Source organism: Cytobacillus sp. FSL R5-0377 (assembly GCF_038004385.1).
Taxonomy (GTDB): Bacteria; Bacillota; Bacilli; order Bacillales; family Cytobacillaceae; genus Cytobacillus.
In genome coordinates, this window is sequence record NZ_JBBORA010000001.1 from 2923153 (window position 1) to 2945687 (window position 22535).

At 38.4% G+C, this 22535-nt stretch carries 12 protein-coding genes and 1 pseudogene; 11 read left to right on the top strand and 2 right to left on the bottom strand.

The features are described 5' to 3' along the window. The first annotated feature begins 141 nt into the window (after positions 1 to 141). The 5 genes and pseudogenes from NSQ49_RS14890 to NSQ49_RS14910 all read left to right on the top strand — a co-directional run bounded on the left by NSQ49_RS14890 (position 142) and on the right by NSQ49_RS14910 (position 9053). A complete protein-coding gene (locus NSQ49_RS14890; RefSeq protein WP_251284114.1) occupies positions 142 to 3459 on the top strand; it encodes a CDP-glycerol glycerophosphotransferase family protein in 3318 nt (1105 codons plus the stop codon). A gap of 87 nt (positions 3460 to 3546) precedes the next feature. Then, positions 3547 to 4689, top strand: a pseudogene (locus tag NSQ49_RS14895) (CDP-glycerol glycerophosphotransferase family protein); the annotation flags it as partial. A 91-nt stretch (positions 4690 to 4780) separates the two neighbouring features. Then, positions 4781 to 5590 carry an ABC transporter permease gene (locus NSQ49_RS14900; protein ID WP_048009882.1) on the top strand — a complete coding sequence of 270 codons (810 nt, stop codon included), beginning with the start codon at positions 4781 to 4783 and terminating at the stop codon, positions 5588 to 5590. A gap of 16 nt (positions 5591 to 5606) precedes the next feature. Further along, positions 5607 to 6407, top strand: a complete 801-nt coding sequence (tagH, locus tag NSQ49_RS14905) for a teichoic acids export ABC transporter ATP-binding subunit TagH (RefSeq protein ID WP_251284113.1) — start codon at positions 5607 to 5609, stop codon at positions 6405 to 6407. 231 nt (positions 6408 to 6638) lie between these two features. Beyond that, positions 6639 to 9053 carry a C39 family peptidase gene (locus NSQ49_RS14910; protein ID WP_251284112.1) on the top strand — a complete coding sequence of 805 codons (2415 nt, stop codon included), beginning with the start codon at positions 6639 to 6641 and terminating at the stop codon, positions 9051 to 9053. A 35-nt stretch (positions 9054 to 9088) separates the two neighbouring features. Here NSQ49_RS14910 and NSQ49_RS14915 read toward each other — a convergent pair whose 3' ends face one another. Both NSQ49_RS14915 and NSQ49_RS14920 read right to left on the bottom strand, forming a co-directional pair. Then, positions 9089 to 10096 (bottom strand): acyltransferase, encoded by a 1008-nt coding sequence (locus tag NSQ49_RS14915; protein WP_251284111.1) that lies wholly within the window; start codon positions 10094 to 10096, stop codon positions 9089 to 9091. A gap of 75 nt (positions 10097 to 10171) precedes the next feature. Continuing rightward, positions 10172 to 11713 carry a glycosyltransferase family 2 protein gene (locus NSQ49_RS14920; RefSeq protein ID WP_251284110.1) on the bottom strand — a complete coding sequence of 514 codons (1542 nt, stop codon included), beginning with the start codon at positions 11711 to 11713 and terminating at the stop codon, positions 10172 to 10174. A gap of 473 nt (positions 11714 to 12186) precedes the next feature. Between NSQ49_RS14920 and NSQ49_RS14925 the strand changes: the two genes are divergently transcribed. The 6 genes from NSQ49_RS14925 (at position 12187) to NSQ49_RS14950 (ending at position 22350) form a co-directional block, all read left to right on the top strand. Beyond that, complete coding sequence (locus NSQ49_RS14925) at positions 12187 to 15312, top strand: SH3 domain-containing protein (RefSeq protein ID WP_251284109.1); 3126 nt, start codon at positions 12187 to 12189, stop codon at positions 15310 to 15312. A 409-nt stretch (positions 15313 to 15721) separates the two neighbouring features. Continuing rightward, positions 15722 to 16453, top strand: a complete 732-nt coding sequence (locus tag NSQ49_RS14930) for a WecB/TagA/CpsF family glycosyltransferase (protein ID WP_251284108.1) — start codon at positions 15722 to 15724, stop codon at positions 16451 to 16453. A gap of 1 nt (position 16454) precedes the next feature. Then, positions 16455 to 18020, top strand: a complete 1566-nt coding sequence (locus tag NSQ49_RS14935) for a putative polysaccharide biosynthesis protein (protein WP_251284107.1) — start codon at positions 16455 to 16457, stop codon at positions 18018 to 18020. Between the two features lie 32 nt (positions 18021 to 18052). Then, positions 18053 to 19915 carry a DUF5693 family protein gene (locus tag NSQ49_RS14940; RefSeq protein ID WP_251284106.1) on the top strand — a complete coding sequence of 621 codons (1863 nt, stop codon included), beginning with the start codon at positions 18053 to 18055 and terminating at the stop codon, positions 19913 to 19915. Between the two features lie 3 nt (positions 19916 to 19918). Beyond that, positions 19919 to 21037 carry a polysaccharide pyruvyl transferase CsaB gene (gene csaB, locus NSQ49_RS14945; RefSeq protein WP_251284105.1) on the top strand — a complete coding sequence of 373 codons (1119 nt, stop codon included), beginning with the start codon at positions 19919 to 19921 and terminating at the stop codon, positions 21035 to 21037. A gap of 251 nt (positions 21038 to 21288) precedes the next feature. After that, on the top strand, positions 21289 to 22350 hold the full coding sequence (locus NSQ49_RS14950) for an MraY family glycosyltransferase (protein ID WP_251284104.1): 1062 nt from the start codon (positions 21289 to 21291) through the stop codon (positions 22348 to 22350). Positions 22351 to 22535: the final 185 nt, after the last annotated feature.

Consider the following 22535-nt stretch of genomic DNA (forward strand, 5'->3'; position numbering starts at 1 on the left):
TATGACTCTATATAGGAAACGATAAGGTTAAATCCGCTTCAAAATAAGCTTTTATTGCTTTAGTTGTAGAAATACATAAAAAGTTTTATCATTAGGATATTGCAAAAATACCTCAATACAGAATTGAATGGTGATTAATATATGTATTTTAAAAACGTATTTAAACGTAATAAGAATGCACGCCCGTTAAAAGAAAAAATAACAATTCACCAGCATGAAGAAACCCTTGCTATTGAGGGTTCTCTCTCACTGGATTATTACAAAGTAAAAGAACTATGGCTGAAGTCAAGGCAAACAGATAAGGAATTTAAAGTTTCTTTGAATTCTTCTGAGGGAAATACTTTTAAATTCATTGCCAATTTGAAGCATTTAATTTCTTTAATTAGCGAGTGTGAGGATCAAATCTTCGATTGGTTCCTTAAGATTAATGTTCCTGTTAGTGAATTGAGTGAAGCTGCAGCTGATAAGTTAAGGGAGAAAGCTGACTTCATTAATGAAGGCAACATTGAGAAAGCAGAATATTTAATAAGGCTGGGCCGTTTTAAAGAAACTGATATAAAAGGGATTCGATCAGTCAATGAAAGCGGACATACTGGAATTTGCTATCTAACGGATAAGGGGAATCTTTCTCTTCTATTAGATAGGGTTCCTGATTTAAAGGCTAAATTGCAAATTGATAAGATTAAAGGAATGAAGAAGAGTCTAAAAGTTGAAGGGAAGATATTTTCTAAGGGCTCGGAGATTTTAAACGGTACTGTCATTCTGAAGGGAAGAAACCATGAGAAAGAGATCGAGCTTCCTTTATCCTTTCAATTAAATAAAGAGCAAACAGAAGCAAAATATGGCTTGCATCGATATTTCTATTCGTTCTTAGTACCTTTTGATGACCATATAGTTCTTCAGAACATTAAAGAAGATGTATATGACCTGTTTTTAAAGCTGGACTTTCATGATCAGCCTGAGGAAACCTACCTAAGGGTAGGCAGACCGGCATTTAGAGCAAGGCATTTCTTAAAAGAATGTTATGCTTTTCTTGAAAATAAGGCGTACATCATTACTCCTTATTATACCTTTAAGGCATCGAATTTATCTTTAGAGATTTTTGAATTTGAAAAGAGCACATTTAATTATTTACAAAATAAATTAAGGTTTTCATGGCTTTATTATTTACTCGGAAAGAGTAAAGATATCTGGCTGATTGGAGAACGTCCCTATAAAGCTCAGGACACAGGATATCATTTCTTCAAATATATGAGGAAAGCACACCCGGACAAAAATGTGTATTATGTGATTGAAGAAGATTCACCTGAGCGCAGGAATGTGGAACCGCTCGGGAATGTTCTCATTTTTAAATCGAAGGAGCATATCCAGAAAAGTCTAATGGCAAGCAGGATTATCGGTTCCCATCATCCTGACTATCTATATCCGGTTAGAACAAGAAGGTTCAAGAAAGCTGTCAGAGGAATTAAGGTTTTCCTTCAGCATGGGGTCATGGGTACCAAAAATATGATTGCCAATTATGGAAAGAAGGCACCCGGTTTTAAAACAGATCTGTTCCTTGTCAGCTCTAAGTTTGAAAAAGAAATGATTGTGAACGACTTTGGTTACGGTAAAGATGAAGTGATGATTACAGGCTTGTCCCGTTTTGACCGTCTGTTTGATCAGGATGTGGATCTGAAAAGGCAGATATTGATTATTCCAACCTGGAGAGATTGGATTGTAACAGAGTCTGATTTCCTGGAAAGTGAATACTTTCAGAGATACAGGGAGCTTGTATACGACCCTGAGCTCCATGCGTTAAAAGAAGAGTATAACCTGGAGGTTGTTTTATGCCTCCACCCTAATATGCAAAGATTTACTTCCTTCTTCCAGGATGCCCCTGTTAAAGTAATTAATCAGGGGGAAGTGGACGTGCAGCACCTGCTGAAGGAAAGTTCACTGATGCTGACCGATTATTCGAGTGTTGCTTTTGACTTTAGTTTCCTATATAAACCGGTTTTATATTATCAGTTTGACAGAGATCGTTTTATTGGGAAAAGGCCATCACATCTCGATTTGGATAATGATTTGCCTGGTGACATCTTTGATGATCCGCAACTGCTGCTTTCAAAAATCAGAGAGTATACTGAGGATAATTTTAAGGCATCAGAAGAAAACAAAAGAAAAGCAGATAAATTTTTGATGTACAGAGATCAGAAATCTTCTGAAAGAATTTACACTGCAGTCAGAGATTTTAGAGTCAAAAAGAATGTTATCCAAAAACTGTCGGAAATTGATATCCTCATCAGCTTTTTTAATCGATTTAGAAGAAGCAAGTATTATTTTCCAGCCATGAAAGCTTTTTATCGTATTGCAAAAATTATCTTACCTGTTGATAACAGGCTGATTTTATTTGAAAGCGGGGTAGGAAAGCAGTATGCGGACAGCCCGCGAAACATTTATGAAGAAATAGTGGAAAGAGGCTTGGATTATAAGAAGGTTTGGGTAATAAATAAAAACATCCGTTTTAATGATCCTGGCACTATTAAAGTTAAAAGGCTGAGCCCGCAATATTACTATTATTTGGCCAGAGCAGGTTTTTGGATTAACAATCAAAACTTTCCTACCTATATTAATAAGAGAAAAGGAACAACTTATATTCAGACCTGGCATGGTACTCCCTTAAAGAAGATGCTATTTGATATTGAAACTATCCAGGGAAGAGATGAAACTTACTTGGAACGTGTCCATAGTGCCACAAAGAACTGGGACTACCTGATTTCTCCTAGTAAATATGCAACTAATGCTTTTAGGAGTGCTTTCCGGTATAATGGGGAAATGCTTGAAGTCGGCTATCCAAGAAATGACTTGTTTTATCATTCAGGCCAGCAGGAATTGGCAGATCGGATTAGAAAACAGCTGAAACTGCCTGCTGATAAAAAAATCATATTGTATGCTCCTACATTTAGGGATAACGAAACAAAGGGGAAGAATAAATTTCAGTTCAGCTTAAATATGGATTTGCATCAGCTTAAAGAAGAACTGGGTAATGAATATATCCTGCTAATGCGCATGCATGTCGTGATAAGCAATAAATTAAGTATTCCAGATGATCTTAAGGATTTTGTTTACAATGTATCCAGCTATCCGGACATCCAGGAACTTTACCTTGTTAGCGATCTTTTAATGACTGACTATTCTTCCGTTATGTTTGATTTTGCAAATACCGGAAAACCATTATTGTTCTTCACCTATGATCTTGAACAATATAAAAATGACATTCGCGGCTTTTATATGGATTTTGAAGAAGAAGCTCCAGGTCCATTCCTATTTAATACGGATGATATAACAAACGCTGTGAAAAATATTCATCTTGTTAAAGAGGAATATAAACCTAAATATGCTGCTTTTAGGGATAAGTTTTGTCCGCTTGAAGATGGGAATGCTTCCAAAAGAGTTGTTGACCGTTTCTTTAATTAAGGTAAATACGGGAATTAGGGAGAAGGTAATCACTAAACAATGCTAAAGAACATGCTGAAAAATTTAAAGAGGCTTGATTTTACTAAAAAGGCATATGAACTATTGTTCAGGCTGGTTGGGAAATTTCCGCCAAACCAGAGAATTATTGTATTTGAAAGCTTTTTAGGAAAACAATATAGCTGTAATCCAAGAGCGGTATACGAGTTTTTAAAAGAAAATCATCCGGAATATGATATGTATTGGAGTGTAGATCCCAGATATTCTTCAACCTTTGAGGACAAGGGAGTAAGGATTCTTCACAGGTTTTCTTTGAAATGGCTGTTTGTAATGGCCCGGGCAAAGTATTGGGTGTTTAATAGCAGGATGCCAGGCTGGATACCGAAACCGAAGCATACTGTTTATGTTCAGACCTGGCATGGAACACCTCTGAAGAAGTTGGCTGCTGATATGGAGGAAGTTCATATGCCGGGAACTACAACTGAAAAGTACAAGGAAAACTTCCTTCAGGAATCAGCGAGGTGGGATTATCTCGTTTCCCCCAATCGCTATTCATCCGATATTTTCCGGAGTGCATTTGATTTTCAGAAGACCATGATTGAGTCAGGTTATCCAAGGAATGATTTCTTATATAATTGCAATAATAAAGTGACCATTGAGAGTATAAAGAGGAAATTATCCATCCCTTCTGGAAAAAAAGTCATTTTATATGCTCCAACATGGAGAGACAATGAGTTTTATCAAATCGGTAAGTATAAATTTAATTTAAAGCTGGATTTGGACCTGATGAGGGAAAAGCTGGGCAATGATTATATCGTGCTGCTAAGGATGCATTATTTAATTGCAGAAAATATGGATTTATCCTTATATAATGGATTCGCCTATAATTTATCAGACCATGAAGATATTCGGGAGCTATATCTTATTTCCGATCTTCTGATAACAGATTATTCATCCGTTTTCTTCGACTATGCCAATTTGAGGCGGCCAATGATTTTTTATGTATATGATATTGAAGAATATCGGGATAAGCTTAGGGGTTTTTATTTTGATTTTGAGAATTCTGCCCCTGGCCCCCTTGTTAAGACGACGGAACAATGCATTTCTGAGATATTACAGTTAGAGCAGACCGACTATAAGCTTCCGGATAACTTTGAAGAGTTTTACAGTAAATTCTGTTATCTGGAATCAGGAGATTCCAGTAAAAGAGTTGCTGAGAAAGTATTCAGTTAGATGCTGGGGTTAAATGGAATTTTTTCATTCTGTAATTTAGTGTATAATCTAATACGTTAAGTAAGAAAGCTGACTAGGAAGGTACTTTTTTATGAAATCTGCAATTAAAGTTCTTAAAGAACAAATTGAAAGTTTTTATTTAGTTAGAAGGCTTTCGCTCTATGAATTAAAAAGTCAAAACAATAATAATTACCTGGGGCTATTCTGGGAAATACTAAATCCGGGAATCCAAATTGCAATTTATTGGTTCGTATTTGGATTTATTATCAGAGGAGGCCGGGAGGCGGCAAATGGTGTGCCGTTTTTTCCTTGGCTCCTTTCGGGAATAATATTATGGTTTTTCATTCAGCCCTCTATTGTACAAGGGTCAAAATCAATCTATTCTAGAATACGCATGATCTCTAAGATGAGCTTCCCATTAAGTGTTATACCAACATACGTTATATTTTCAAAGTTATATCCACATATATTTCTTCTTGGATTTACAATTGTGGTTTTACAGTTTATGGGGTTTCCGGTCAGCATTTATTATCTTCAGCTGCCATACTTCCTATTTGCAACTGTAGCCTTGCTGGTATCCATTTCCCTGGTTACATCTACGTTGGCAACTATTGTTAGGGATGTCCAGATGGTTGTTCAATCACTGATGAGAATGCTATTGTATTTGACGCCTATCCTTTGGGTCTCCATGAGCTTGCCTGGTCCTATAAAGACAATCATGAAGTTGAACCCTTTGTATTACTTGGTTGAAGGTTACCGTGCTGCATTGCTTGGGCAGGAGTGGTATATTATTACAGAATATCAGCTGACGATCTATTTCTGGGCTGTAGTAATTTTTCTTTATATCCTGGGATCATCCATTCATGTTAAATTCAGAAGGCATTTTGTCGACTTTTTATAAAATGGAAGTGTTATAAATGGCCAAATCCGTAATTGTTAATAATGTGACAAAAAAATACAAACTATACAATAAAAACTCTGAAAAGCTTCTGGATATTCTTTTGCCTAAAAGTTATGGTGAAGATTTTTATGCTTTAAGGAATGTTTCTTTTGAAGCAGAAGAAGGGGATGTTATCGGTTTTGTCGGAATTAATGGCTCCGGGAAATCGACTCTTTCGAATATTATCGCAGGCATTATTCCTGAAACCTCCGGCTCTGTGGAGGTAAAAGGTCAAACTGCTTTAATTGCTGTTGCCTCAGGTCTGAATAATGAGCTATCAGGCCGTGAAAATATTGAATTGAAATTGCTGATGCTTGGATTTAATAAAAATGAAATAAAGAAACTGGAGCCTGAGATTATTGAGTTCTCTGAGCTGGGTAAATTTATTGATCAGCCTGTAAAGTCTTATTCGAGCGGTATGAAGTCTCGTCTCGGTTTTTCAATCTCTGTAAATATTGATCCTGACGTATTAATCATAGACGAAGCCCTTTCTGTAGGGGACAAGGCTTTCGCTGAAAAGTCGCTCGCCAAGATGAAAGAATTCAAAGCCAGAGGGAAAACCATGTTTTTTGTCAGCCACTCTATTGGACAAATGAAACAGTTTTGCGAAAAGGCTGTATGGCTGGAGTTTGGGGAACTAAAGATGTACGGTGATGTTAAAGAAGTCATACCTGCCTATGAAAAATTCCTGAAAGATTATAAGGCCATGTCAAAAGAAGAGCAAAAGAAGTTTAGACAGAATGCATTATCAAAACAAAGTGTACCTGCAACGGTATAAACAAACTAAAAAGACTGCTGCCTAATTAGGCGCAGTTTTTTTAGTTTGCTTATGGCGAAGAATGAACTTTTGATGCTTAAATAGGCAAACTCTGCTGGCACGGCTGTATTTTATTACATATTATGATAGAGAAAATATTTAATAGTAAAATAACTTTTAAGAAATTAAGGTTTAATGTAAACTATAAGCTATGATGAAAAATATTGGAAATTATCCGGAAGGAAGGAAAAGATGGTAAGGAGAATAATAGCATCAGTGCTTAGCTTTGTACTCTTATTTACAGGAGCGGCTCCTGCGGTACAGGCTGAAACAGTTAATAACGTGAATCCAAATAACGAAGCCGATCCGCAAGCAGGAGCAGAGGATGCTGATGGATCGGCTAATGAGCCTGCTGCTTCTGATTCTGAACAAAATGTCCCAGCCGAGAATGCTGGTGAAGATTTAGTTGAAGAAGATGTCATTGAAGAAAAAGGCTCAGGAGAGGAACAGAAAGAAGAGGAAGAGGAGAATGTTCCCGTTAATCAAGAGGAGGAGCTTAATTCAGATTCAGCTCTTGAAGGGGAAAGTGAATCTCAAGATGAAAATTCTTTACCTTCATCCCGGCAGGCTGTTTCCAAAAGTCTGTCAGATAATATTGTAGAAGAGGGAAATATTAAGTATTATTTGAACAGCAGCGGAGAGATAATCTATGCTGAAGTATTTGAGAATGGGAAGTTGGTTAGTATCCAGGAGTATTATCCAAAAACTCTTGTTAAAGATGCTGCGGCCAATATCAAGATCATATATTATATTTCTGCCGACAATTTTATTGAATATGCAAAAGAAAATGCACAAGGCACCCAGGAAACAGCTGGTTTTATTGAATACTTTCCGAACACGGTATTTGGAAATCACGTAAACCGGGTGAAGCAGGAATATAATGTGAAAGCGGATTACATAGTAGAATCTGCAGAGAGAAACGAATCAGGACAAATTATCCGTCATTATGAATATTATCCGCAGACGAATTATGAGAATAAAAACAATAGAGTTAAATATATCTTTGAACTGGATCGTAACGGCAATGTGACAGAAGCTGCGGAATTAGCAGAAGAAAGCCAGAAGGTACAGCAAAGATTTCAGTATTATCCTAATAGCAAGTTTGGTGATCATGGATTTAATATCCAATTTGTTTTCTCCATTGATGCCAAGGGGTTCATTACGAAGGCCACTAAGCGTGAAAAAGGCACAAAAAGAATTATTTCCTGGTATGAATATTACCCGAATACTGAGTATGGCAATCATGGAGATAATATTCTTTATATCTTTGACCTTAATAGTTCAGGTTTCATAGAAAAAGCCAGCAAACGTCAAAAGGGAACCAAAAAAATTACAGCAAGATATAATTATTACCCCAAAACCAGATATGGCAATCATGGCAGCAATATCTTATATGTCTTTAACTTTAATAATGAAGGCCATGTAACACAAGCCAGCAAAAGGCAAAAAGGAACAAAGCAAATCACTTCCAGATATGAATATTATCCAAAGACGGTTTACGGAACACATGGGAAAAATATTAAATATATTTATAACTTGAATCAATCTGGTCATGTAATCAAGGCGACCCAAAGAGAAAAGGGGACACAAAGAATCCTTACATGGTATCAGTACTACAGCAACACGCTTTTTAATGCAAGAGGAAGCAATATTGAATATATCTTTAACTTGAATAATAAAGGGTACGTTTATCAGTCATCTAAAAGAATAAAGAATTCAAAAAGAATTGTTGCCCGTTACTCATATTATGATAAAGCTATTTATGGCAAACAGGGTCCAAAGGTCAAATATATTTATAATTATGATGAATCGGGGTATATGACTAGTTCATTAACTCGTCAGGAGAATTCTTTCAAAGTTTTAAAAGCCTATGAATACTATCCAAAAACTACGGCATCTAATCGGGCCAAAAATATTAAATACTACTTTAATATTACAAGCAGCGGAATCATAAGCTCAGCTAATCTAAGAGAGCAAGGGACACAGAAAAATCTAGGATTATATAGCTTCCGTTCAGGTACACGATATGGAGCTCATTGGAGCAGGCTTGAGAGCATGAGCCTTTATGTTCCTAAAATTATGCAAAATCCCGGCATGCCTTGGGGCTGTTCAGTGGTCTCGTTAACACAGGCTTTAAACTTTAAAGGGTATAATTTGGATAAAACATATATGGGCAAAACGATGACCTATGCGAGCAACCCATATAAAGGATATGTTGGCTCACCTTTCAGAAGCCAGCAGGGAGACCCTAATCTAATCTACCCGGAAGGATTAATTGCCCAGGCGAAAAAATACAGGCCTGATAGTGAAGTCATTAATGGGATCAGTGAATCCCAAATAAAGTCTGAACTGCGTCAGGGAAATCCTGTTCTTGTATGGGTCGTACACAAATTCAGGCCGCTCAGATGGAAATGGTATTATTCAGGCGCGAATCGTCTTTATGCACCGGTTGAGTATCATGTTATCGCTTTGACAGGTTATAATGAGTCTGCAAATCAGTATTTATTTGTGGATACTGTAGGCAGTCAAAGGGTAAGTTCAGTAAGTGAAGGTAAATTTAATTTAGTTTTTGATTCATTTGATAGAAGATCGATAGTGGTAAGATAATATAAAAAACCTCCGGAATTTTCCGGAGGTTTTTATCATGCTATACGCCTTATATAAGGGATTTTGTGTATGAGCATCGTAGTTAAAAGGCTCGAAGCGTATACTGCCAGCAGCATAAATGCCAGATAATAAAAAACAGGTGTAGAATCATGCGATATTCCGGTCATGGCGATAAATTCCTTGCTTCTGTAAATATCCAGGAATATAGGGTGCACGAGATATATACCAAAGCTGTATTTCGCGGTAATGCTAGTAATTGTACTGCAAGACTGGTTTCCATATTGCTTTAAGAAAAGGAAAATAGCGATAGCTGCAAATGGAGTTGTGATAGATAGGTATTCATAAAACACTTGATTTAAGGTGTCTTGTCTGCTGCTGATTACCCATGTTCCCAATATAGTAGCCGGCAAGGAAATAATACCTGCCGAATATATGAATAAAGATAATTTCTTGGATATTGCAGTATTTGCTGCATAATAACCTAACAAAAAATAGCTGCCATAACCCAAAAATAGCTCGAAGCCGCCTGCTGGCTTCAGATTAAACAAATAAGCTATGGTTGTAAAAATGGCACTGATTAAAAATGAAATGGCAATTATGTATCGAATATCCGTTTTTTTTGAATGAACCAGTGCTTTGAAAAGCGGCATGCCAAGATATAAACCCAGGATGGTGTATAAATACCATAAATGATATTTAATGCTTCCTTCAAAAAAACGGATTAGGAACTCTTTTGTGGAATAAGCTTCAATATCATAGCGAAACATCCAAACAAAATAGATAAAGGACCAAAATAAAAATGGCCAGGCAATCCTGGTTACTCTTTTTTTAATTACCAGTGATTGGGACTCTTCTCTCCCCAGGAGGAGCATTCCGCTCAGCATGATGAAGATGGGAACTGACCATCGGCTGCTGCTATTAAAAATATTTCCGATCCACCAATTAAATGTGCCTACATCCTGTGTAACAAGGCGTGCGCAAATATGTATTAAGAGCACGCCTATTATAGCTATTGCTCTGAGTTTTGTTGCGTAAAAAATCAATTTAAATCTCCTTTAAAGCGTCTTAAGTTTAATATAACCAAGGTTGTGAAAGCTATGACAAATGGCTGAGTGGTACTATTCTTTTGCTTTAATTGACAAGCCTAAATTGTTTGCAATGGTGGTATAGAATTTGATCGTCCTGTCTTTATAGGATATCTGGTTGCTCAATATTCTCTTTATGTTTGTGATTTGGTATTCGTTGTATCTTATAAATATAGTGAATAGAGAGTCAGATAATTTATCCAGAGAATTAAGGTCTACTTTGAAATATCCTAAGTTACTATCTTTCCATTCGAAATCAACAAGTATTTCATTATCTACCCGATTGCGGTCACGTATTAATATCGAATTAATGTGGCTGATATCTCTTCCATAAACCTCTACATCCTGATAATAAATATTATCAATGATATAAGAATCTGATGCCCTTGCCAGTATCGGAATTTCTATATGCTTTTTTTCACCTTGTAAATATGGGACTTCATAGTAAGGCAAATTGTTGATCACAGCATATTTTTTGTTTTTATCCTTCTTGAACCAGGTAAAAAGTTTAATAAAATCTTCGGTCCTGTTTTCCATATATAAATTGACCGCTTCCTTATACAATGGTGTATGGAATGAATCCCGGAAATCATATCGAAGATTTTTTGTCGTTTCTATAGCAGTATCTAAAATATCGAGAAATTCATGTTTTTCTTTGGAATTAACGAAGAGCATACTGTCAAATGTTCGGACGATATCATATTCATAAATCCTATTAAGCGCAACCTTTTCATATTCAGGAGGCAAATTCTTTGACTTGATATACTCTATTACTTTTAAATCAGATCTTCTCTTGTCCAATACATTGGTTTCCCTGGTTAAAGAGCCGGTATTCTCATCTGTACGGTTAGCATAATAAATTGGTTTAGTGGCTGTCGATACAGCCTGAGCATTAAACAATACATCAAAGAAAAATAATTTATCTTCTGCAAAAACCATTTCGGGAAACCCAAGATCATTCTCTTTAATTAGAGAAAGTCTAACCATTCTCGCGGTAGGTCCCATATGGTAGAAGAAGTGAGGAACATCATATGGAGATATACTCCGTCTTTCCTTTACGGAAGCAAATTCCCCAATTATGCTTTGTGAAGCAGACTGAACCTTAATGGTTTTACCAACTGCATAGTCATCATTCGTATCATCAAGTATATTACATAATTCTTGCAGCCCCCCGGGAGCCAGCCAGTCATCTGCATCTAAAAAGGTGATATAGGCACTATCAGCCAATTCTATCCCTATATTTCTTGGTGTGCCCGGAGATCCTGTGTTTTCATGCAGTGAAACTAAACAGATATTTTTGTGCTTTGCCAAATATTCCGACACAATTTTTTTTGTATTATCTGAGGAGTGGTCATCTACTATAATTAATTGAATTTGGTCAAAGCCCAGCGTCTGGTTAATAACAGAATCGATTGTTCTGCTAATAAACTTTTCGGCATTATAAGCTGCAGTAACTACTGTAACTTTTTTTCGTTTACCGAAGATTTTATTTTTCAGGCTGTGAGGATGATTTGTTATTTCACAGTTTTTGTGCTGAAGTATCTCTCTTGCTTTTTTGCGAAATGGAGCATCCATAGTTTTCTCTCCTAAACTTATCATTATAGGTGCCGTATTATAAAAGATTCTGTCGAAATTATAACATAAATGCACATATATAGTTTTAACTCTGCTGTGTATATTTAATCAAGGGTAATTCACGAAATAAGACCTTAAATCATGTTAAGTAAATGTATGATTTGTAAAAAAACTTACATATTTTAATTCGTATTTTAAAAAGGGTGGAAGATTTTGTCGTAATTTGGTAGATTAGTAGTAGGATAGAAATACTGGCAATTTATACATTTCTAAAAATAGGAGGTCAAAAAATAAACATACTCAGTCACTGGTAAGTAGGTAAACGATGAAGTAGGCCATTTAAGAAAAAGGCGCTCTTTTCCTGCATGTTAAGAACTTAATAAGACATTTGAAAATTCATTGATAAGTGAAAAAACCTTATTTATGTGTTCTTACATGTGAGGCGAAAGCGATTAACATGGGGGATACAATTAGTGAAAAAAGCAGTAAAATTATTTAATTTTTATTTTCTTGCTCTTCTATTATTATTGCAGTCTGCATTCATTCAACCAGCAGAGGCATTTGCAGCGGATAGTGAAGAACCTAAAACAGCTGTAGTATTTTCCGAAAAAATAGGCAGCGAAGTTGAACTTTATCAAGATAAGTCTATTGAATCAGAGATCGTTATCCTTTTAGAGGATGACACTGAAGTTACGATTTTAGAAGAAGGACTGGAATTTACATATGTAAAGCATGTCGATCTGGAAAACGGCACCACCTCGAATGGATATGTAAAGAGTGCCCAAGTGGTAGATGTTTTAGAAGCGGATGAATTCCGAAACAGCAGGATAACCTCTGAGGAAGCTTCTGAAAATGTACAGGATGATTCAGACATGGGCCTTCCGGTTGATGAAGAAGTCAGCAACACAGAAGAAGAGGAAACTCTCCCTTCAGAAGAAGGAGTTGAGCAGCCAGCAGCTGATCAGGCCGATAATACTGACAATATGCCCAGTCCTGAACAGTCAGATGCTGGAGATATTATTGCAGCAGAAGGTGAAGAAGCAGACCATGATCCAATAATGGAGACTGAAGAACAAGCCAAGACTGAAGTAACTATCAAAAAAGCTAATATACAATCCGCTTCGAAAACCATGACATTAATGAGTACTGCATCGAAAAGTCTTCAGGGGATTGGGGTAGCTAATCCAACTCATGTTTATAAGCAGGCATCTGCCAGCTCTGGCATTCTTAAAAGCTATGAACAGGGAACGCTGCTAAAATATGAGACATATACAGCTGAATGGCATCGGGCAACCGTTTATATCAGTGGTAAAGCGACAGTTGGTTACATCAAAGTATCAGATGTTGAAAATATTCAAACGAAACGTGATCTTACTGGAGTAGGTATAAAATCACCTATTAATGTTTACTCAAAAGCATCACGCAGCTCTGCCGTTTTAAAATCCTACCCTCTAGGCAGTGTATTGAAGTTTAGAACATTAACTTCTGACTGGTATGAGGCAACTGTATATATCAATGGTGCTGCAACAATTGGTTATATAAGCAGAACCGATGTGGAGCAAGCATCAGCACGTATAGATTTACAGGGTGTCGCTTTAAAACAGCCGACTAGTGTTTATTCTAGTGCTGATTCAGCTTCCAGAGTCCTAAAAAGTTACTCTGCCGGAACAGTTTTAAAGTATTCTACCTTAATACCAGGCTGGTACGAAGCAACTGTATATATTAAAGGGAAAGCTACCAGGGGTTTTATTAAACAATCAGACGTGGAAAATGCTGTTCAGAGTCCTGTGAATTACTCAGGAGTTGGGAAGGCATCTCCAACCAAAGTCTATCAGCGCCCATCAGCCGGCTCCAGCACTTTAAAGTCTTATCCGGCTGGAACAGTTTTAAAATACCAATCTTTTATAACTGGATGGTATTCAGCTACCGTGTATATTAACGGCAAGAAAACAACTGGCTATATACAAACGAAGGACGTGCAAAATTCGATAACCAATCCGGAGCAATTTATTGGTGTCGGATTAACAGCGCCTACCAAAGTATATCAAAGCCCTTCAACTGGCTCGAACACTTTAAAGGGCTATGCACAAGGAAGTATTTTAAAATATGAATCTTTTGTAACAGGCTGGTATTCAGCAACTGTTTATATTAATGGGAAGAAGACTACTGGCTATATAAAAGCAAGTGACGTGGAAAACAGTGTGAAGTCTCCTGCCACCCTTACGGTGTGGGGAAGTTCAGACAAAGTGAATGTGTATACTTATGCATCAAGGAATGCCTCTGTTCTCAAATCCTATAATATTGGAAGTGAGCTTAAGGTACAGACATTTACTGCTTCCTGGCATAAAGCCACGGTCTATGTTAACGGAAAAGCACATACTGGCTATATCAATGTTAGTGATGTCAGGAATGAGCCGTCTAATATTGTTTCCTATACACAGTATGGCCTTACTCTCAATGAAGCCGTGAATAAGCAATTACAGTTAAATCCGCCACCGCAAACAGATTCGTATCGCAATGCGAATGGATTTATTCATAGCAGCCTGGCTGATATTGTGGAAAAAGGTGCTACTACAACAGAAGGTGTGAGAATTAGAACTTCCCCAAACCTTGACAATGACAGCAATGTGTACGGAACATATAAAAAAGGAACAACCTTTACTATCCTGGGGAAAGTTCAGGGAACCGTTGTCAGTGGAAGCAACATCTGGTTCAAAATCAGTTATAACGGGAAGACATTATATGTCCATAGTTCATTGGTGGAGATAACAAATGTAGCTGTGGTTAAGAGTTCTTCCAACATAAGAGAATCTGCTACTACAAGCAGTCATAGCTATGGAATTGCATCAGCGGGTTCTGAATATGTGCTTGTAAGAAAACTATCAGGTTCGACAGTGAGCGGCAGCAATGTATGGTATGAGATCCAATATAACGTTGTTTGGAGAAATGCCAAATCATCAGATATTATTAAGTATCTTGACCCTTCTCAGAACGACCGTTTTCAGCACCTGCTTCTTGATAAGAGTGTTGGTGTTTCTGCAGCTGAATTGAATAAAGTGCTCTTAGGTAAAGGGATACTAGACGGAAAAGGGCAAGCCTTTATTGAAGCAGGGAAAACTCATTCAGTAAATGAAATCTATTTGATATCACATGCTTTACTGGAGACTGGGCATGGAATTTCTCCGTTAGCAACTGGTATAGAAGTAGGAAAGAACAGCAAAGGTGAACTGGCCTTAGTTACAAGCAGCAACAGGTCAAGCTTAACGGATATTAAAGTGGCCTATAACATGTTTGGAATTGGGGCGAAAGACATTGATCCTGAAAGATTAGGAGCTTTCCATGCTTATAACGCCGGGTGGACTTCTCCGGAAAAGGCGATAATTGGAGGAGCCCAATTTATATCAAACAGTTATTTTGAAAGAGGACAAAATACTCTGTATAAAATGAGATGGAATCATAAATATACAGACAATAACGGATGGCTGCCACAATATGCAACCGATATGGGATGGGCTGTTAAGCAGGTTCCAAATTTAAAGAGTTTGTATGAGAAATTGGACAATCCAATATTGCATTTCGAAATTGTCCAATATAAATAAGTATTTTAAATGGAGCATGGGAGAGTTATTACCCCATGCTCTTTCTTTATTTTTAAAGCACATTTACCTATTCAGGCTGCCGTTCATCTCCCTGAAATAAAAATCTTCTCATTGTAAATATTTTTATATTGATATTACACCCCTGTTAATATTCGTAAACTTCTTCCTCACTTGTTTACTTCATATTATTTATCAAATATTCTATTAAAAAGTACTTCTTAAGATATAAACGGCTTGGAGGTTTCATAATCTACTTAAGGGGAGTATGTTTTACTTTTGTGAATTCTCACTGCGCTGTGGAATATTTATTATTCAATCCTTGTCAATAAGCTATATTGTACAAATTATTGGCCGTTCATCTTTTGTGGTATATTAATGGGGAAAATTTAAGATGACAAGGAGTTTTTTTATGAATTTAGAACACGTGGACATTTTGGGTGTTCCTTTTGTTCATACAACCCGCTCTCAATTTGTGGATCAATTGCAGCATCATATAAATGCGGAACAAAAAGCTTTTGTGATAACGGCAAATCCTGAAATTGTAATGAAAGCTAATGAAGAACCTTCGTATATGAAGGTGGTGGAACAGGCGACCTATGTTACAGCAGACGGAATAGGTGTCGTAAAGGCGGCTCAGCTGCTAAATAAACCGCTGCCTGAAAGGGTAGCAGGCTTTGATGTGATGATGGACTTGCTTCATTTAGCGGACCGGCATCAGCACCGTGTGTACCTGCTGGGGGCCAGGCAGGAAACACTGGAGAAAGCTGAAAGGAACATTGAAAATCAATTTCCTCAGTTAAAATTAGTCGGTTCGCATAATGGGTTTTTTGATTGGAAAAGCAGACATATTCAGCAGGAAATTGCTGAAAAGCGGCCGGATCTCATTTTTGTGGCTTTAGGTGTGCCAAGACAGGAAAACTGGATTGCTGAAAATATTCATCAATTTGACAAAGGTGTGTTTGTCGGTGTCGGGGGCAGCTTTGATGTCATTGCAGGGACCGTGAAAAGAGCGCCTGAAATCTGGCAAAAAATGAATCTTGAGTGGTTTTACAGACTGTTAAAGCAGCCAAGCCGTCTTGGACGGATGATGGCATTGCCGAGATTCGCTTTCAAGATTTTAGCCCAGAAAGCAAGAAGCTAGCATGAAGCAAACGTTTATTAAAAGCACTTTAATCTTATCCATTGCCACTCTGGCTTCAAAGATACTTGGCAGCATTTTTCGCATTCCGCTTCAGAATATTGCCGGAGATGAAGTGCTTGGTATATTTAGCTTAGTTTATCCTGTCTACATGGTCGCTCTGATTCTTTCAGTTGCCGGTATTCCGATTGCTATTTCCAAATTGATTTCTGAAGCAAATGTGCATGGGGATCGGGAGAAGATATATAAAATATATATCACTGCGGTGATTTTGGCTGTTTTATTTGGTCTGACTAGCTTTACGCTTATCTGCAGCTTTTCAGCCCCGATAGCGGAGGTACTGGGCGGCGCAAGCACCCGTTTAGCCTTAATTGTTGTTTCGGCCACTCTTCTGGTAGCGCCGTATATGGCTGTGTACAGGGGGTATTTTCAAGGCTTTCAGGATATTAGGCCAACAGCTGTTTCCCAGGTGCTCGAGCAATTTATCCGGGTGGCTTTTATCCTGATGATTGCTTATGTGCTCGTTGAAAGAAATTATTCCGATGTGGCGGTGTCTGCTGGCATTATGGCCGGTTCCATTTTAGGGGCTGCAGCTTCCGCAGTTTATTTGCGGGTTTTGTTTGCCCGTTCTTCTTTAAAACCCAAATCAGAAGGATTTCGCTATTCATACAGGGATTTTTTGAGTACAGGAAAAACGATTCTCTATATTTCCCTGCCGATCTGTATTGGGGCCATCACAATGGCGCTTTTGAATTTCGTGGATTCTGTGACCATTCCATATAGTCTAAAGAGAACAGATATTGACCAAAATATTACCTATATGTATGGAATTTACGGGCGGGGGCTGTCGCTTGTTCAAATTGCTACTGTGTTCTCAAGCTCGATCGTGCTTCCGCTTATCCCTCTATTAACAGAGACGCTGGCTGAAAAGAATTACGAAAAGGCAAGTGGGATCCTGGAGAGAACTCACCGTCTGACGCATCTTGTGTCATGGCCCGCAGCATTCGGGCTGCTGGCATTAAGTCTTCCTTTAAACCTGGCTCTATTTAAAGACCTGGAAGGAAGCGCTGTGCTGGCGGTCATCGGCTTCAGCTCTGTATTTACTTCGTTAACTGTACTGGGTACCGGGATTTTGCAGGGAATCAATCTGGCCAAGCAGGCTGCCTATATTATTGTCTGCGGTGTAATTCTGAAAGCGGCAGTGAACATTATCCTGGTCGGCCTGTTTGGCCTAATCGGGGCAGCCTATTCGACACTTGCCGTATATGTGGTCATTTTTATTGCCAATACTATTTTTATTAAGAAGGCAGTTCCTTTCCCTGTTTGGAAATGGAAGGATTCCGCTGTCGTGATTTCTTCCATTATTATGGGCGGGTTCATTAGTCTTTTAGTTTTTTATGCGGATATTGAACATTGGAGCAGAATGAAAGCTTTGTTATTTTCCGGGTCTGCCGTTATAGCAGGTGCTTTCACCTATTTTATCCTTTTAATTATTACGAGAGGTATTGATAGAACTGAAATCGCCTCTATGCCTTTATTGAACAAATGGAAGTCAAAAGGAACAAATTAGCATTCGGTGCTTTCTTTGAAAGGATGTCGAGATTGAAAAAAGCTGTTTTTGGTTTATTGATTCTGTCTCTTCTTTTAACGCTGCCTGGCCTTATGCAGAGGCACCAGGCTGAATGGAATAATCGGAATTATGAAACGATTATTCCATTTCAGGATATTCAATCACTGGTGTCTAAGGATCCCAGCCTGCAATTGGAGGATGTATTGCGGGATTTGAAAGATGCTGGGCTGCATGGTGTCAGTATACAGCCTGAGACTTTAAATAGCTTGGAGGACATAGGGGATATTAACGTCCTGACCGGCGGAAGGATCCAGGAGATGTCTATCCTGAATAGTGAAGTGGAAAATTCGGTTGATCGGTTGTCTAATGAAGGAGCATATATACATATACAAAATGAAAATAAGCTTACAGACCGGCTTACAAATGTTTTCCAGGCAGCAGAAACAGTCAGAATTGGAGACAAGGAATTTACTCATTTTCCTGCATTGAACAGTGACCAATTCAATGGAACGCCTATTGGATATAGAGAAGAAATTATAGATGAAATTAAGAAAGCAGATCTTTCAGTCGTTTTTCGCATGCCTAATTCCCTGGATGAAAAAGACCCCTTTGTACTCAATCAGCTGCTTGATTTTTCAGATGAGAAATCAAATCGCCTTTTGATTTCCGGTGTAGAAGTCATCGGCTACCCGGACGCAGAGAAGATCAAAAGCTTTGCACAAAAGCTGAAGGATGAGAATATAGCTGTTTATGCCATTGAATTCTCCGATCAGCGTGGAATCGGTACAGTGGCAAGAGCGATGGATTTTGAGATGATCCGGCTGCACAGCATTGATTTAAATGCAGTACCGAGCATGGAGGAAGGCGTGGATAGGGCTGTTCGGGCCGTAAAGGAAAGGAATATCCGCTCGCTGTTCCTTCGAATGGAGAAGGGGGAAGAACCTGAAAAAGCGCTTTTCAATACAAAAGAGTTTATTCAGGCAATACATAGCCAAATGCCAGCTCACTATAAACCGGGGAAGGCCCAGGTTTTTGATTCCATATCTGTCCCATTATGGAGTCAATTATCAGCGTTGATGGCAGCTGTCCTTTTTATATCCATTGCAGTACAAATGATTTTTTCCAGGCAGGCATTATTCTATGCATCGCTTGCAGGCATGTTTTTACTTGCGGCCGCAGCCTTTTGGCTGAAGGCTCATATCCTCCTGCAGGGGCTTGCTTTACTGGTTGCCGTTATTACGCCGATTTTTGCGGTCCTCCCTGCAAAAAATAGGAAAGGGATATTCCTGCCATATGGCCGGGCGGCTCTAATCAGCTTTGCGGGCATTATCATTATTACTTCACTTTTGAATGGAAATGAATACTTGGTGAAAATTGAAGCGTTCCGCGGAGTTAAGCTGACTTACCTTGTACCAATCCTGTTTGTCATGGTTTATGCTCTTTTGCGGGACCTCAAGGGCATCATGAGCATGAAGGTTCAGTATTGGCATTTAGCCGTGATAGGCTTATTAGCCGTTATCGGATTGTACTATATAAGCCGTACTGGAAATGCGGGGAGCGTATCATCCATTGAACTGGCTTTTCGCCAATGGCTGGAAGAGGTCATGTATGTAAGGCCGAGAACGAAGGAGTTTCTGATTGGCTTCCCGTTCTTTGTGCTGGCGCTTTACCTCTATCCTCATCATCAAAAAATTGGCTCGTATTTGCTTATACCTGGTGTTATCGGGTATTTATCAATTGTTAACACCTTTACCCATTTGCATATACCTCTCTATATCTCACTTCTGAGGACTTTTTACAGCCTTGCATTAGGGTTAGGGATCGGCCTGATTTTTATCTTTTTATTTAACCAAGGACGGTCTATTTACGAGAAGAAATGGAAACTGAGGTGTTAATAAATGAAGGTGGTTCTATCAGGTTATTATGGTTTCGATAATGTAGGAGATGAGGCGATTCTTTATTCGATCATACAGGCACTAAGGGATAAAGAACCAGGAATGGATATTACTGTGCTATCGAATAACCCTCCACTTACAGAGAAAACTTACAATGTTAAGGCAGTGGACCGCTGGAGCGTAATAGAAGTATGTAAAGCACTAATTGCTGCTGACGGCTTGATAAGTGGAGGGGGCAGTCTGCTGCAGGATGAGACGAAACTTAGGTCGATCCCCTATTACTCAGGCGTAATTCATTTTGCTAATCTCATCAGAAAACCGGTATTTATCTATGCGCAAGGAATCGGTCCCCTGCACCATCCTATCAGCAGGGCTGTTGTCAAAAAAGTATTAAGAAAAACGGAAATAACGGTACGCGACCTCGCATCGAAAAAGCTGCTCGAAAGAATTGGAGTCCAAAATTCAATTGAGATTGTGCCTGATCCTGTATTAGGTCTTAAGCTTGCAGAGCAGAACAGCACCTGGTGGGAGAAGCAGGCGTTTACCGGTTCTGCTGTTACAGTATCAGTCAGAGATTGGCCTTCTTCCTCGGATTATAAACAAAAGATGGCAAATGCTTTAGATTCCTTAGCCCAGGACGGAAACCAGGTTGTCTTTGTCCCTATGCACGGCAAACATGATGAAAGAGCATCAAAAGAAACAGCTGAAAAAATGAAGGAGAAAAGCTATATTGCTCCTTATGATGCCTCCATTGAAGAAAAAATAGCCATCATCGGCAAGTCGGATGTGCTGGTTGGAATGAGGCTGCATGCGCTTATTTTTTCTTCGATCACCTATACTCCATTTATTGCTTTATCATATGATCCGAAAATCGAAGCATTTGCCGAGATTGCCGGACAGCCTGTAGCAGGTCATGTGATGGAGGAAGGATGGGATGGATCATCTCTTTCACAAGCGGTAAGAACCGCTTTGCGAAATAAGGGTGCTGAATCCGTGCATCTAAAGGAAAAAATCGGGTATCTGCAGCAGGAAGCGGGTAACACGGCTCAAAAAGCTATTCGATTTTTCGAGAAGGAGGTGAAGGGAAATAAAATGGGTGAGGGGTCACTGAAAAAACACTAAATCATGTAACTATTATGGCATCTTTAACGTCTTATTAAAGGAAATGCTTAGTTCATGTCGAAATAAGGAATCAGGATGAAGGGAATTACCGAAAAATTTGTAAATTGCTTGGAAGCTAGACCAAAATAAAAAAGCTAATTGATGCAGATGTATGATATAATTAGGCTCGGTATATACATACATTTGTTTAGGAAAAATATGCCTGATTCCGAAAGTGAAATAGGGGCATTATACTCATAAGGAGGGTCTTTATGTTTTACTTGACCTTAGTATTATGTTTTTTATGCTCTGTTATTATGACCCCTTTTGTAAAAAAATTGGCGTTGAAAATAGGAGCTACTGATCGGCCCAACCATAGAAAAGTTCATCAAAAAGTAATGCCCCGATTAGGCGGGCTCGCGATATATATCAGTTTTTTGCTTGGAATGCTCATTTTCCAGCCAGACAAGGATTACCATATTCCTATACTTGTGGGCAGTTTGCTGATCGTCATCCTCGGTGTATTGGATGATAAGTATGAGCTATCTGCAAAGATCAAGCTAATTGTCCAGATTGCAGCTGCCTTAATTGTTGTTTTGTGGGGCGGAGTGGATGTTAACTCCATCAATACCCCTTTTGGCGGAGAAATTAAATTTGGTTATTTTGCCATTCCGATTACAGTCCTGTGGATTGTCGGTGTAACGAACGCAATCAACCTGATTGATGGCTTAGACGGGTTGGCAGCTGGTGTATCATCGATAGCACTGATCACCATCTCCAGTATGGCGATCATCATGGGGAATACCTATGTTATCGCTGTTTCTGCCCTTGTATTAGTTAGTACACTGGGCTTTCTTTTCTACAACTTTCATCCTGCAAAGATATTCATGGGTGATACCGGAGCCCTTTTTTTGGGGTACATCATTGGAGTGCTTTCCCTGTTGGGTTTCAAAAATGTCACAGTGATTTCGTTTATTATTCCGATTCTGATTTTGGGTGTGCCGCTATCAGATACATTTTTTGCGATCATCAGAAGAATTGTGAATAAAAAACCTTTATCAGCACCAGATAAATCTCATCTGCATCACTGTTTATTGGATTTAGGGTTTACACACAGGCAAACGGTTTTGATGATTTATGCAATTTCAGTCTTTTTCGGTCTTGCCGCTATCATTTTTTCTCAGGCAAAAGTATGGGGTGCGATATTATTCATCACAGTCATCGTGCTTTTAATTGAATTATTTGCGGAAGTGATTGGACTGGTGGGGAAGGATTATCAGCCGCTATTAAAAAGGCTGAAAAGCAGAGTTGCTTCCTCTGCTAAAAATAGATAAACAAAAATAAGCAGCCTTATAAGGTTGCTTATTTTTATGCTTGTGCAAATGGACTTATGTAAAAAAATCTGAAAATTTTCTTAACATTCGCATCATATTGGCTTAACAATCCCATGTTATTTTTTATGTAAAGGAACTTAAGGAGTGATAACATGGTCAAGAAAATGAAGATTATTTGGCATCAG